Origin of the sequence: Pseudoalteromonas rubra (assembly GCF_004212645.1) — a bacterium.
Lineage (GTDB): Bacteria > Pseudomonadota > Gammaproteobacteria > Enterobacterales > Alteromonadaceae > Pseudoalteromonas > Pseudoalteromonas rubra_G.
This window is the reverse complement of the sequence record NZ_PPUZ01000005.1, coordinates 34511-48200: the sequence shown is the minus strand read 5'-3', so window position 1 is coordinate 48200 and position 13690 is coordinate 34511. Positions and strand designations below refer to the sequence as shown.

The window sequence follows — 13690 nt, the reverse complement described above, 5'->3', positions numbered from 1 at the left end:
TGTGTAATGGATAAAACCTATAATCCGCAAGATATCGAACAGTCTTTGTACCAAGGCTGGGAAGAGAATGGCTACTTTAAGCCATCAGGTCAGGGCGATGCCTATTCGATCATGATCCCGCCACCGAATGTCACGGGTAGCCTGCACATGGGCCACGCTTTCCAGGACACCATCATGGACACCCTGATCCGCTACCAGCGTATGCAGGGCAAAAATACTTTATGGCAGGTGGGTACGGACCACGCAGGTATCGCCACTCAAATGGTGGTTGAGCGTAAGCTGGCAGCCGAAGAAGGCAAAACCCGGCATGACCTGGGCCGCGACGAATTCATCGACCGCATCTGGCAGTGGAAAAACGAATCGGGTGGCACCATCACAAAACAGCTACGTCGCCTTGGCGCCTCAGTAGACTGGGATCGTGAGCGCTTTACCATGGACGACGGCCTGTCTGAAGCGGTTAAAGAAGTATTTGTTCGTCTGTATAAAGACGACCTTATCTACCGTGGCAAGCGCCTGGTGAACTGGGATCCGAAACTGCACACTGCGATTTCAGATCTGGAAGTAGAAAACAAAGACAAACAGGGCCACATGTGGAACCTGCGCTACCCGTTGGCCGATGGCGTTAAAACCAAAGATGGCAAAGACTACATAGTCGTGGCAACAACGCGCCCGGAAACCATGCTGGGCGACACCGGTGTAGCCGTAAACCCAGATGATGAGCGTTATCAGGACCTGATCGGCAAAGAGATCTTACTGCCAATCGTCAACCGCCGTATTCCAATCGTTGCCGATGAGCACGCCGATATGGAAAAAGGCACAGGTTGTGTAAAAATCACGCCAGCTCACGACTTTAACGATAATGAAGTCGGTAAGCGTCACCAGCTGCCGATGATCAACGTATTCAACAAAGATGCGGCGATTTTAAGCGAAGGCGAAACCTTCACTTTTGATGGCAAACCACTTGAGCTGGATGCGCCATTACCTGAGCGCTTCCATGGCCTGGACCGTTTCGATGCCCGTAAACTGATCGTTGAAGAGTTTGAGCAAGCCGGCCTGCTGGAAAAAATCGACGATCACAGCCTGACCGTGCCTTACGGTGACCGCTCTGGTGTCGTTATTGAGCCGCTGCTGACTGACCAATGGTATGTACGCGTTGCGCCACTGGCTGAGCCAGCAATCAAAGCCGTTGAAGACGGCGACATTCAGTTTGTGCCTAAACAGTACGAAAACATGTACTTCTCCTGGATGCGTGATATTCAGGACTGGTGTATTTCTCGTCAGCTATGGTGGGGACACCGTATTCCGGCCTGGTACGACAACGAAGGCAATGTGTACGTTGGCCGCGACGAAGCCGAAGTGCGCCGCGACAACAACCTGGCAGACGACGTGGTTCTAAGCCAGGACGATGACGTACTGGACACCTGGTTCTCTTCTGCCCTGTGGACCTTCTCAACCCAAGGCTGGCCAGAGAACACCGACGATTTGAAAATGTTCCACCCGTCAGACACGCTGGTAACCGGTTTCGACATCATTTTCTTCTGGGTTGCCCGTATGATCATGATGACACTGCACTTTGTGAAAGACGATCAAGGCAAGCCTCAGGTACCATTCAAAACCGTTTACGTGACAGGTCTGATCCGCGACGAAAATGGCGACAAGATGTCAAAGTCGAAGGGTAACGTACTGGATCCACTGGACATGATCGATGGTATCGATCTGGAAAGCCTGGTTCAAAAACGTACCGGTAACATGATGCAGCCACAACTGGCCGCTAAGATTGAAAAGAACACCCGCAAGACCTTTGCCGATGGTATTGAAGCGCACGGTACCGATGCGCTGCGCTTTACCCTGGCTGCCATGGCCTCAACCGGCCGTGATATCAACTGGGATATGAACCGCCTGGAAGGGTATCGTAACTTCTGTAACAAGCTGTGGAACGCCAGCCGTTACGTGCTGATGAACACCGAAGAGCAGGATTGTGGCTTCAACGGTGGCGAGATGCAGGTCTCTCTGGCCGATCGCTGGATTTTGGGCCAGTTCCAAAACACAGTGAAAACCTTCAGTGAGCACCTGGACAACTACCGCTTTGACCTGGCCGCGAACACCATTTATGAGTTCACCTGGAACCAGTTCTGTGACTGGTATCTGGAGCTGACCAAGCCAATTCTGTTCAAGGGCAACGAAGCGCAACAACGCGGTACACGTCATACCCTGATCACTGTACTCGAAGGCCTGCTGCGCGTAATGCACCCGCTAATGCCTTACATCACAGAAACCATCTGGCAGCGTGTTGCGCCACTGGCTGGGATCGAAGCCAACACCATCATGCTACAGAGCTTCCCGCAGTTTGATGCGTCGCAGGTAGATACACAAGCGATGGAAGACCTGGAGTGGGTTAAGCAGTTCATCCTGGCTATTCGTAACATCCGTGGTGAGATGGACATCAGCCCAAGCAAACCGCTTGGCGTACTGCTGGCTAATGTGTCTGAACAGGATCAGCGTCGTCTCGACGACAACCAGGCATTCCTGAGTTCACTGGCTAAACTGGAAGACATCAAGGTACTGGCAAGCAAAGACGATGCGCCGGCATCGGCAACTGCCTTTATTGGCGACCTGGAGATCATGATCCCAATGGCGGGTCTGATTGACGTCGAAGCCGAAATGGCCCGTATCGCTAAGCAGCTTGAAAAAGCAGAAAAAGGTCTGGCACAGGTTGAGAAAAAGCTGGCAAACGAGAAGTTCGTCAACAACGCCCCAGCGGCGGTACTCGACAAAGAAAAAGCCAAACTGGCCGAGTACAGCGATGCCAAAGCTAAGTTGCTTGAGCAAAAAGCGAAAATCGAAAGCCTGTAACAATCATTGATTGTTGTTTATTTTAAAAAAGGAAGTCGCTAAACGGCTTCCTTTTTTTAGGCCTTCAGTACACTATATTTAGTTTATAAAAGCAGGCAGGACCCGTTCAGCAACAAGCTGCTGAGTTGCATTCTCAGACGCATGAGCTGTGACGACCATGATCAGATCCAGCTCTTTTATCAGCATAATATATATACCCCCACCTCCTTGCGCAGAGACACTGGTATAACGTTTATCACCATGTTGTAATACCGAGTGCCACCAGTAGTAGCCATATCCCTGTTGAGACACATCTTTACCACCACCAAAAATCTCTTCTTCAGCGGTATCAAGCAAACGGCTAGTCGCCTTGTTGATAAATGCCTGCGAAACTAGCTGCTGGTTATTCCATTTTCCTTCATTCATCACTAGCATGCCAATTTTAATCATATCCCGAGCGGTTAGGCTGCTCTTCCAGACCGATTCAGGTAGTCCATTTGCAGCCGTTTTCCAGTCATATTGAACTATTCCTAATTTGGCGAATAACTCTTTTTCTATAAATTCATGAACAGGCATTGGGGTCACGGCCTCAACCACCTGCATTACAAACTGCGGTCCAATACCATAGTTAAATACTTGAGTTTGTGCGCTGACAGACTCGCTCTGCTCAAGTAGCACCTGAACTTCTTTCTGGCCCGTTATGAGCTTTGGATATGCCTGCATTGCTTCCCACTGCGAATGGGTTTGACTGATCCCTGTTGTCATAGTTAAAGCCTGGTGCAGGGTGATTTTATCAGCGCCCTTTGCTAACCTTGTAGGTACAATTTCTTTAAGAAAGCTGATCAAGGGCTTGCCCAGGTCAGCCATTGTCAGATAGCCAAGTTCTATGACGCGAGCCAATGCCAGAGCAGTATAAACTTTAGTGACCGAAGACTGAGGGTGCGGTAAATCGATGCGACCGCGTCTAAAATAAGACTCAAACACCAATTTTCCTTTATGAGCAATCAACAAGCTGTCGTATTCACCATGCTCACCGTTTGCTATCTCCTTGGCAAAGTCAACAACCTGCTTAATACCACTGCGATTTAAACTGAGTTTGCCTGTGGGTATCCCATCTTGTCTGTCCGATGGCTCTGCATCAATAAACGCATGGGCAAGAATGGCAATGTCCCAGAACCTCTCCCCAGTTTCTGGTTGCCACCAATGTTTAATGTTTGCTTCTTTAACTGATGCAACAGGCGCCCCTTGGTGACTACCATTGGTTTTTCCAGCAGCAATACAAGTGATATTACCTAGCGCAGCCATGAGCAAAACCGTTGTTAACTTCGCCATCAGAATCTTCCTGTTATTTGTTCAATATCATCCTATTGTTGCGAAACTTCCCCTTTTAGCGCAACTTCTCTGCATTGTGTATTACTTTATTAAAAACAGGCAGTGCACTGTGGCACTCGCCCTAATGTTAAGCAACTGTACAATTCGGTACTACTAAGTATTAATCAGTGCTTAGAACGATATATTCAGGCAAAAATCATCCATCACCGCGTAAGTAGTCGCATTCTTTAGACTTTTTTCTCGCAAGGCGAAAATCTATTAACTCAAAGTTTAAAAATAACAACCTTGCATTTTCAAATGTGACAATATAGGGTACAGACAGAAACAGGGACAAATCATCAACAAGAAGAATCCAAACTCATGATAAAAACCAAACTCACCATGCTGGCCACGCTTATCGCGGCCTCACACAGTGTGGCCGTTTCGGCTGCCGATTATCCACTGATGCCGGGCGATCCGCTGGTATCTCACCAGTGGCATCTACAAAATACCGGTCAGGCTGCGTTTTCAGAGCGCGGCGGTCAGGCTGGCGAAGATATGAACCTGTCGCTGACTCACGCACTGGGTATTATGGGCTCCGGCGTTACTGCAGCTGTGATTGACGGTGCGGTCGAGCTGACTCATCCAGACTTGCGTGATAATGTGCGTCCGGGTTCATGGAACTTTACCACCGACACGCCCGATCTGGTGCCCGGGGGCCCCACTGATCGTCACGGCACCTCAGTTGCCGGCATTATCGCCGCCAGCGCTTTCAATGGCATTGGCGGACGTGGCATCGCACCACGGGCCGGTATTGTGGGCTTTAACCTGATCTCATCAGGCAACTACAATACCGCTAACTGGCTTCAGTCTCACGGCATGTATTCCGATGGTTACAATAAACATTCGTTTGATTTCCCACGGATATTTAACCAAAGCTATGGCCGCACGCTGTCGGCACCTGTCGGCTTCGACTACGACGAAGATCCCTGGCTTAAAACCTATGAAGATGCGCAGGAAGAGATCACCCGCACCACACATGGTGGCCGCGGTGCGTTGTTCGTAAAGTCTGCCGGTAATGGCTACACCAGCCAGAGATATACCGATCCACGTTTTGGCTCTGGTTATTTGCGCTTTGATAACAAAAACCACGGCTTGCCACTACAGAACGTCAACCTGGAGCGCATGGACACCTCGTTCTGGAACCTGGTAGTTTCGGCCTATAACGCCGATGGCCAGCTTTCGTCTTACTCAACCGTGGGCTCGGCGGTATTTGTATCGGCCACAGGTGGCCAGTACGGGGTCTATTCACCCGCGATGATCACCACCGACCTGAGTGGCTGTGAGGCGGGTTACAATCCGGCTTATGGCCGTAACGCACTGCACGGCGGTCATCCACTGGATCCAACCTGTGATTATGGTGCGCGCTTTAACGGTACTTCGTCTGCCGCCCCCAGTGCTGCCGGTGCCATCGCACTGATCATGTCGGCAAACCCGGCACTGACATGGCAAGACGTTCGCCATATCCTGGCTTCCACTGCACGCAAGATTGATGCAGAGCATCCGGGTGTTTCGCTGTCATTTAATAATGCCCAGGGCGAAACCGTCAGTTACCAGGCCATTGATGCATGGCAAACCAATGCCGCCGGTTACGCGTTCCACAATTACTATGGCTTTGGTGCCGTAGACGTTGACGCAGCGGTCAATATGGCACGATTCTACAACCAAAATCTGGGGCAATTTACTCAGACTGAGCGCTTTGCGGTGAGTGCAAACGCCGAGATCCCGGATGGCGATGTGGACGGTGTGCAAAGCACCTATCTTTCAGCAGAAGAAATGACGGTTGATGCCGTTCAGGTGCGCGTGAATATCGACCACACCAGCACCCGAGATTTGGCAATCGAACTAATTTCCCCATCTGGTACTCGCAGCGTGATCATGACTCCGCGCACCGGAACCATCCTGGGTAAAAATGGCATGGAAAACACCCAAATGTTGACCCACCATTTTTATGGTGAGCCGGCCCAGGGTGAGTGGACGCTACGGGTGATTGATACCGCAGCCGAAGATGAATACTACCAGTTTGACCCCAGTGCTGCGGGTGTGCCCAACGTCAATATGGTGCACAAAAACAACCTCGAAAATGGCTTGCTGAAGTCATGGGACATTCGCTTTATTGGTCGTAAATAAGGAGCACCGACATGAAAAAACGCCTAATCACCACCGCATTATTTGCCTGCGGCATTTCAGTTGCCAGTGCGTCCACCAACGAAGTGTATGAGGCAAAACCGCTCAGCGCCAGCACCATGCAAACGCTCAGCCTGAATGGTAAAACGTATCAAACGGCCAGCACCAACTTGCAGGCCGGCACATCTCTGATTGATGCAAAATCTGGTGCCGCCTACACCCTGACCGGAGAAGTGGTCGCCGAACTGGAGCCGGTGATCAACGCCAGTGAGTTTGCCAAAGCCCATGACCTGAACCTGGTGTATGTGCGAGGCAGTCGCGCTATTTTCATCGCTGATACAGGTGCAGATTTACGTGAATTTAAAGCCCGAATTGCGGCTTTAAGTGGCGTGCTCAGTACTCAGTTCGGGATTGATATCGAAGGCTTAGAGGCTGAATAACCTCAGGCGAAAACCCAGCACTGCATAGTGCTGGGTTTTACTGTTATTTTTTGATTTTTTGCTCACCCAGCCAGTTTATCCGATACAAGTCGCGTCGTCTGTCGAGATAGTTTCTGACCGATCCTTCGTGACGCAGCTCATGCAGTTTTTCCAAATCCAGGTCGACTATCAAGGTCATTTCCGTATTAGGGGTGGTTTCTGCCATGGTCGCATCATGAGGAAAGGCAAAGTCTGAGGGGGAAAATACCGCTGACTGGGCATACTGAATATCGGCTCCATCCACTTTAGGCAGGTTACCCACACTGCCTGCTGTCACCACATAACACTCATTTTCGATGGCCCGCGCCTGTGCACAACAGCGCACCCGCAAATAGGCATTCTTGGTGTCTGTCCAAAATGGCACAAAGAGAATTTGCATGCCCTGCTCTGAGAGCAATCGCGCCAGCTCCGGAAACTCCACATCGTAGCAGATCAGGATCCCGATTTTACCAAAGTCGGTGTCAAATACGTTCAGGCTGTCACCGCCTTGCATGATCCAGGCGCTTTTTTCGTAAGGGGTTGGGTGAATTTTGGTTTGCGACTCTATGGTGCCGTCGCGACGACAGAAGTACGACACATTGTAGAGCTCTTTGTCTTCAATCACCGGGATTGAGCCTGCAATAATGTTGATATTGTAACTGACTGCCAGATGCGAAATGGCCTCCACCACTTCATTAGAAAACTCAGCCAGAGCCTTAATGGAATCGAGCGAATTGTCATGGGCCTCAATGCCCATTAACGGGGCGTTAAAGAGCTCAGGCAGCAGCGCCAGATCGCATTGATAATCCGCCAACGCATCGATGAAGAACTCCACATGCTGGGTCAGCTCTTCCACAGAGTTAAGTGGCCGCATTTGCCACTGCACGCAGCCCACCCGGGCAGACTTTTTAACCGCGCCAAACAGAGGCGACTCATTCCGCTCATAATAAAGATTGGTCCACTCCAGCAAGGTGGCATAGCCTTTGGACTCTTTATCTTCGGGCATATATTTATTAAGGACGCGCTTTACCTCAAAGTCGTTAGACAGCTGAAAGCTCAAAATGGGGTCGTAAATTTCTTTCTTTTTAACCAGTTCAATGTACTTTTGTGGCGACATTTCGCTGGCGTAGTGCTGATAATTGGGAATACGCCCGCCTGCGACAATCGACTTAAGATTGAGGTTCTGGCACAGCTCCTTTCTGGCTTCATATAAACGCCGCCCCAGGCGCATGCCCTGATAATCGGGGTGAACAAACACCTCAGCCCCATAGAGTACGTCGCCGAGCGGATCGTGTGTTGTCAGGTAAGCATCACCGGTTATCTCATCATAGGTGTGGTGATCGCCAAACTTGTCGTAATCCACAATCAATGAAAACGCCGCAGCGACCACTTTACCGTGGTCTTCAATGCAGATCTGGCCTTGTGGAAAGCTGGAGAGCTGAGCCCTGAACTGTCTCTCGGAAGGCGCGCCGCCAAGGTTAGGATAGACTATTTCCATCACCTCTTTGAGATCGTCATAATCATCCGCCTCCAGGCTGCGCAGATTGAGTTTATGTTCAAAGTTTTCAGTTAAGTTACTGTCGCTCATTGTGTCTCCTGCTCACTTTACTTGTATTTATAATAGGATATTGGCGCTGCATTTGCGTATTCAAATGCCTGCAGTCAATAAGCGCCCCCTATTCAGTACGTGCCAGCCAGGCCATAACATTGAGTAAAAATCCCTCGTTGTGCTCGGCCCCGGCGCTGTTCATGCCGTATATTTTGCCGCTGCTGGTATCGCGCTGAGACGAAAACATCATGCCTTCAGCAAAAACCGCAACCCGGCCTTTGCCAAGCTCCAGCACTGCCCCCTGGCTCCAGCCATCCACAGCAATGCGCGGCGTATCGGCGGTTACCTGAAAGGGGATCTTGGGGGTCACAGACGTCGCGCCCGGGCCCAAAGTCAGTAATGAAGTCGCGTCATCCGGCACTTTAAAAGCCGAACCACCAAATGAGCGTACTCGTTCAATTTGACCGGATGGCGGCTCTGCCACCGCAGCGGAGGCTGCGCCACCCACGGCACCAGTTATCCCAAACCCGGTCATAGACGTTGCCCCCGGCAGCTTTCTCAGTGCCGGCACCACGGCCAGCGTGATTGCATGGGACGCCAGAGTTTGATCTGTGATGCTAAAGTGCGCGTCGCCAACATGACCATCGCTAAACTCAATACCCAGCGCAGTGGTGAGATTGTCTATCACTCTGGGAAATGGAGTATGATCGGCAACCAGAAACAACGCGCCACCCTGCTCTATCCAGCGCAACACCGCAGCAACCTCTTGTGCAGTAAACGCGCTACCAAATGGTGGGTTAAAGTCGCTGCGCTGTCGGTCCAGTGCGTTGGCAATTACCAGAATATCGGCCTGATTAAGGTGTGCCTCGGTAAACGCCTTCGTACTGGCTTTTACGGTATAGCCATCGCTTTGCAAAACGTCAGTAAAAGCCCGATAACGGCCATCCATAGTGAGAAAGTTATGGTGTGCCTCATCAAATAAGACGAGCGGGCTGTTATCCGGTGAGAAACGACGTTCGGTGTTTTGCGGGGTAAAATCCGGGTCGGCCAGCTGATTGCTATCGCTGCAGGCGCTCAGCCCCAGTGCAAACAAGCCCGTTGTCAGCGTTTTGGCTAACCAGTTCATTGTACTGTCCTTATTTATCAGTCGCGCATGGCCAAGTATTAGCAAAGATCCACGCGACTTGCCAGCAAAGGACAATCATTTACACGCACGCTTTGTCTGTGCCCCAGAGCAAGCGTGCCTGGTTAAAACCCGTTAGCGAATGCCAATGCTCTCGCGAATTTTGGCCATTTGCTCTTGCAGGCTGTGTTGAATATCGCGTACCTGCTGATTTGAGCCATTCACCTGTTGCTTCATCGTGGCCATGGCACTGCTAAAGTTATCAACCAATGAACTTTGCTGCTGCGCCAGCTCCATGGCATGCTCTGCCACCTGATTGGCACTCTGTGCCCGCTCGGCAACGCCTTCTGAGTTGCTCTTCAGCTCCTGGGCATGCTCGGTCTGCTGCTGCGCTTCGTCGGCCAGCGCGCTGATCTGCGAAGACACTTTACTTGAGTTATCGCTGAGGATCGTCAGCTGCTGATTAATGTCGGACAGTGAATCCTGAGTTTGCTGCGCCAGCTTACGGACTTCATCGGCGACCACTGCAAACCCGCGGCCATGCTCTCCGGCCCGTGCCGATTCAATGGCGGCGTTTAGCGCCAGTAAGTTGGTTTGCTCTGCAATGGTGCGGATCATTTCAATGACCTTACCGACGTCCGCAACGCCATTGAGTAATTCATTGAGGCTCGACAGGCCCTGCTCCACACGCTGCTGGGTGCTGGAACTGGCGCTCAACATTGATTCGGCATAGCCAACACTTTGCTTCATGGCAGAGAAGGTTTCACCGGCGTTATCCGCCACCTGCTGGTTAATGTCGCTGGCTTCAACACCCAGCGCTTTGATCTCATCGAGTTGTTGCTGGTTTTGCTCTACCTGAGTTGAGGTGGTCTCGGCCAGCGCACTGATGCTGGCGAGGTTGGTGTTCATGTCCTGCATAAAGTCGTTGATCACTGCCAGCATTTGCTCGCGCTCTTCGGCTTCACCACGCTGACGCTCAATCAGCTGATTGAAATAACTGGCAATCTCACCAATCTCGGTGTTGGCATTCTGACTGTCGATGTTTTTAAGTTCATTACTTTCAATCAGGAAGGCAAAGCCATTACGAAGCTGACGCAGTGGCGTCAGTACCTGGCTAAACTGCACGATATACACGGCAATGGCCAGCAACACCAGCAAGCCAATGGCCACACCAAAGATGGTAAAGACGTTTTGTTTAAGTGTGTTTTGCTCTGCCTGCAACGCCTCTTCAGCGCTCAATACCAGCGCCGAAATGGCCTTAATATCGCCCCGTAATTGCGCCATCCCCTGCTGACGTTGCTCGGCCTGCGCCAGGGTATTTTCCAAATCGCGACTGAAGCGTTTGGGCCAGCTAACCAGCTCAGCCTTGATCTCCAGCGCCAAATCTTCTGCCTCAGCACCAAGGAATAGCTCGTCTTCGTCAATTTCGCTCATCACCCCCAGGTTTTCCAGCCGCTCTATTTGCTGCGCCAGTTCCTGCAGACGACGCACACTGCTCATCAGGTTTTGCCGGGTTTGCTGTTCAAAATGGATCACCAGCTGATAGGTGTAAATACTGAGGTTGGTTACTTCGCCGTAGTAATCCGAAGCCAGCGCATAGTAGTGCGGTGCCAGTGGGTGCTCGGACGCTTTTGCGGTGTAACTCATTAAAGACGATGCCGAGCCCGACATCTGCCTGATGGCGTTGTCGAGCAACGCCATTTCGTTGCCAGACAGCTTACCCAGTGCACGATATTTACCGTTAATATCGCCATCCAGCGCATCGAGTCTGCTGGTCATGTCGCCGGCAAGTGACGAAGGCAACGCTGTCAATTGTTGCTGTTTAAGGGTGCTTATTTGTTCGCTGGCTTTGCTAAGCTCCTGGCTGTCACCCGTGCTCAGGTAATCTTCGATCGTACCGGCTAAATCGATCAGTATGGTGTTTTTCAGCGTAACATAGGCGTTGTTTTGTTTGTCTAATTCACTAAAGACCTGACTGGCCCAGAACAATGTGGCAGCCAGCACGATACTGGCAAGCGCCAGTAACACGGCAAGCAGCCGGGTAAAGGTAGAAACACGCATAGATACTACAGCCATATTGATTCAAATTCGGGCGTAGACTATTAATGTTTTATGACAATTTAATGTAAAATGCTCACAAAACGAACAGGCGTTTTTAAAAACATACTTTTGGCGTAGGTGAACTCTCTACCTTTTACAGGAACTTTACTTCATCGCGGCTTTCACATACACATCAAAACGGTTCTTTTTAGTTTCGATCTGCATACTGGGCTTTTGCTCGTTCAGGAACGGCGCATAATCGGGACGTTTCACCACGACACGTTTGGTGGCCAGCTCATAGGCAAACGGTAGCAAGGCATCGGCATCGGCATCCCCGCCAACCAACGACTGGAATACCCGCATTTCTTTTTTAACCTGGGCAGACTTTTCACGATGCGGAAACATAGGATCCAGGTAAACCACGTCCGGATTTAATTCACTCTGAGCGAGCAGTTCATGACTGGAGCCGAAGATCATGCGCATATTTTGCTGCATCCAGCTGCCTATTTCACTGTCCTGATACGCACGCTCCAGGCCATCAAACAGCAGTGCCGCCACCACCGGGTGACGCTCGTGTAATATCACTTCGCAGCCCAACGCAGCCAGCACAAAGGCATCGCGCCCAAGTCCTGCCGTGGCATCCAACACCACGGGAGTAGCGCCTTTATTCAACCCCACCGCCTTGGCAATGGCCTGCCCTTTACCGCCACCAAACTTACGACGATGAGCACTGGCGCCGGTCACAAAATCGACCCGGATACCGCCTAGTTTAGGTTCATCCAGTTTTAATAACTGCAAACCGGCCTCATCATAGGTCAACCGAAAGTTAGGATTGGCCTGCTGCCAGCTGTGCAGCGCAAACTGTTGCTCGATACGCTCAAGATAAGGTCGGTTTTCAGCAAAAGGGGTATGGATGATCAACAGCAGGCTCCGCAAGTTTAAACACGGAGATTATATCTGGATCATCACAGTTATGAAAACTTTGTGGTGCGGCGCGTTATGCCCGTTTAAAACAGCTCTATATCGGTCTGTGCCGGTACGTCTTCTTCGCCCCAGGGCTTGGCCATCTGATTTAAGCTTTGGATCAGTTCATGACGTACTTCGGTGATCTCACCCAGCTTGTAGCGGATTATCGAAAAATCATCGTTGATCAGCGAAAAGTGCTCAAATAGCTGCTTTGCCTCTGCCTGCTTGCCATTGACCTGATCGCTGCTGACATACGCTGAAAACTGCGCCAGTTTGTCGTTGTATGCGCTTGCTACCTCTCCCAGCTGGTCGCTCAGCTCCTCAAAGGCCAGGCCAATTTGCTCCACTTTTGTTAGTGCCACTTCACTGACTTCCATATCTTTGATTTTGGCGTTGGTGGCTTCCAGAATGTGCGGCAGCAGATCTTTATAACGGCCGTATAACCCCGCATCATCCGTTGGCATGTTTTTAATCAGCAAAGACACTTTGGGGTAGTTAATGATAGTGCGGCGGCCAAAATCGACAAAGCGGTCGCCATTGCGGTGTTTTTCCAGCAGCTCCTGCTCCAGCGGCTGAATTGCGCCTTCCTGCGAGTAAAACACTTCGCTGTCGTGATACCAAAACGCCACCGCCACCTGAAGCTGCAACGGCACAAAAAACTCAAAAAAGTACTCCGACAGCGTATTCAAATCGTGGGCATGATACGACTGGCCCACATAACGCATAATGCGACCCATATCGCCCGAATCCGACATGGCAATTTCAGCCGTGATCTGCGCTTTTTGTACATCCTGCTTCAGTTTGAGCGACTGCCGACGATACTCATCCAGCACTTTGATCCGTGCCAGCATTTCATCGCTGTCGAACGGTTTAACAATATAGTCTGCCCCACCGGCATTGTAACCACGCATGCGCTCTGAGATGGCGCTTTTAGACGACAGAAACATCACCGGAATATCACACAACTGCGGATTGGCTTTCAGCCGCTCACACACCTCGAACCCCGAAGGGCCGGGCATTTCAATATCGAGCAGGATGATATCCGGGCGCTGCTGCGCCGCCATTTTTAGTCCTTCTTCGCCACTGTAAGCGTGAATGACTTTGCAGCTGTGCAATAAGGATTGTTCAACAATGTGGTGTACCAGTTTATCGTCATCAATGGCCAGTACTAAATTGCTCATGCAGCGGTCCCTACAAGGTTGGTTCTTTAAAACAGCATAGCGT

General features: G+C 50.9%; 9 protein-coding genes. 3 read left to right on the top strand and 6 right to left on the bottom strand.

The genetic code is table 11. The annotated features are described in order from the left end of the window. Positions 1 to 6: 6 nt before the first annotated feature. The gene (locus C3B51_RS02450; protein WP_130244058.1) at positions 7 to 2853 is read left to right on the top strand and encodes a valine--tRNA ligase; all 2847 of its coding nucleotides are present in this window, start codon (positions 7 to 9) and stop codon (positions 2851 to 2853) included. Positions 2854 to 2931: 78 nt separating this feature from the next. Here C3B51_RS02450 and C3B51_RS02445 read toward each other — a convergent pair whose 3' ends face one another. Further along, positions 2932 to 4164, bottom strand: a complete 1233-nt coding sequence (locus C3B51_RS02445) for a serine hydrolase domain-containing protein (protein ID WP_130244057.1) — start codon at positions 4162 to 4164, stop codon at positions 2932 to 2934. A 360-nt stretch (positions 4165 to 4524) separates the two neighbouring features. Between C3B51_RS02445 and C3B51_RS02440 the strand changes: the two genes are divergently transcribed. Both C3B51_RS02440 and C3B51_RS02435 read left to right on the top strand, forming a co-directional pair. Next, positions 4525 to 6333 (top strand): S8 family peptidase, encoded by a 1809-nt coding sequence (locus C3B51_RS02440; RefSeq protein WP_130244056.1) that lies wholly within the window; start codon positions 4525 to 4527, stop codon positions 6331 to 6333. 11 nt (positions 6334 to 6344) lie between these two features. Continuing rightward, positions 6345 to 6770 carry a hypothetical protein gene (locus tag C3B51_RS02435; RefSeq protein ID WP_130244055.1) on the top strand — a complete coding sequence of 142 codons (426 nt, stop codon included), beginning with the start codon at positions 6345 to 6347 and terminating at the stop codon, positions 6768 to 6770. Between the two features lie 43 nt (positions 6771 to 6813). Here the strand turns inward: C3B51_RS02435 and C3B51_RS02430 are convergent, their stop codons facing one another. The 5 genes from C3B51_RS02430 to C3B51_RS02410 form a co-directional block, all read right to left on the bottom strand. Next, a complete protein-coding gene (locus C3B51_RS02430) occupies positions 6814 to 8376 on the bottom strand; it encodes a bifunctional GNAT family N-acetyltransferase/carbon-nitrogen hydrolase family protein (RefSeq protein WP_125716672.1) in 1563 nt (520 codons plus the stop codon). Positions 8377 to 8464: 88 nt separating this feature from the next. After that, entirely contained in the window at positions 8465 to 9463 is a 999-nt protein-coding gene (locus tag C3B51_RS02425) for a DUF4350 domain-containing protein (protein ID WP_130244054.1), read from the bottom strand. A 132-nt stretch (positions 9464 to 9595) separates the two neighbouring features. Next, positions 9596 to 11521, bottom strand: a complete 1926-nt coding sequence (locus C3B51_RS02420; RefSeq protein ID WP_130244124.1) for a methyl-accepting chemotaxis protein — start codon at positions 11519 to 11521, stop codon at positions 9596 to 9598. A 144-nt stretch (positions 11522 to 11665) separates the two neighbouring features. Further along, on the bottom strand, positions 11666 to 12421 hold the full coding sequence (locus tag C3B51_RS02415) for a class I SAM-dependent methyltransferase (protein WP_125716674.1): 756 nt from the start codon (positions 12419 to 12421) through the stop codon (positions 11666 to 11668). Positions 12422 to 12507: 86 nt separating this feature from the next. Beyond that, positions 12508 to 13647: a response regulator transcription factor gene (locus tag C3B51_RS02410; protein WP_130244053.1), complete on the bottom strand. Its 1140-nt coding sequence runs from the start codon at positions 13645 to 13647 to the stop codon at positions 12508 to 12510. Between the last annotated feature and the right edge of the window lie 43 nt (positions 13648 to 13690).

Coding starts and splice junctions, on each gene's coding strand:
- C3B51_RS02450 (WP_130244058.1), top strand. CDS start 7: ATGGATAAAACCTATAATCCGCAAGATATCGAACAGTCTTTGTACCAA.
- C3B51_RS02435 (WP_130244055.1), top strand. CDS start 6,345: ATGAAAAAACGCCTAATCACCACCGCATTATTTGCCTGCGGCATTTCA.
- C3B51_RS02410 (WP_130244053.1), bottom strand. CDS start 13,647: ATGAGCAATTTAGTACTGGCCATTGATGACGATAAACTGGTACACCAC.
- C3B51_RS02425 (WP_130244054.1), bottom strand. CDS start 9,463: ATGAACTGGTTAGCCAAAACGCTGACAACGGGCTTGTTTGCACTGGGG.
- C3B51_RS02440 (WP_130244056.1), top strand. CDS start 4,525: ATGATAAAAACCAAACTCACCATGCTGGCCACGCTTATCGCGGCCTCA.
- C3B51_RS02430 (WP_125716672.1), bottom strand. CDS start 8,376: ATGAGCGACAGTAACTTAACTGAAAACTTTGAACATAAACTCAATCTG.
- C3B51_RS02445 (WP_130244057.1), bottom strand. CDS start 4,164: ATGGCGAAGTTAACAACGGTTTTGCTCATGGCTGCGCTAGGTAATATC.
- C3B51_RS02420 (WP_130244124.1), bottom strand. CDS start 11,521: ATGCGTGTTTCTACCTTTACCCGGCTGCTTGCCGTGTTACTGGCGCTT.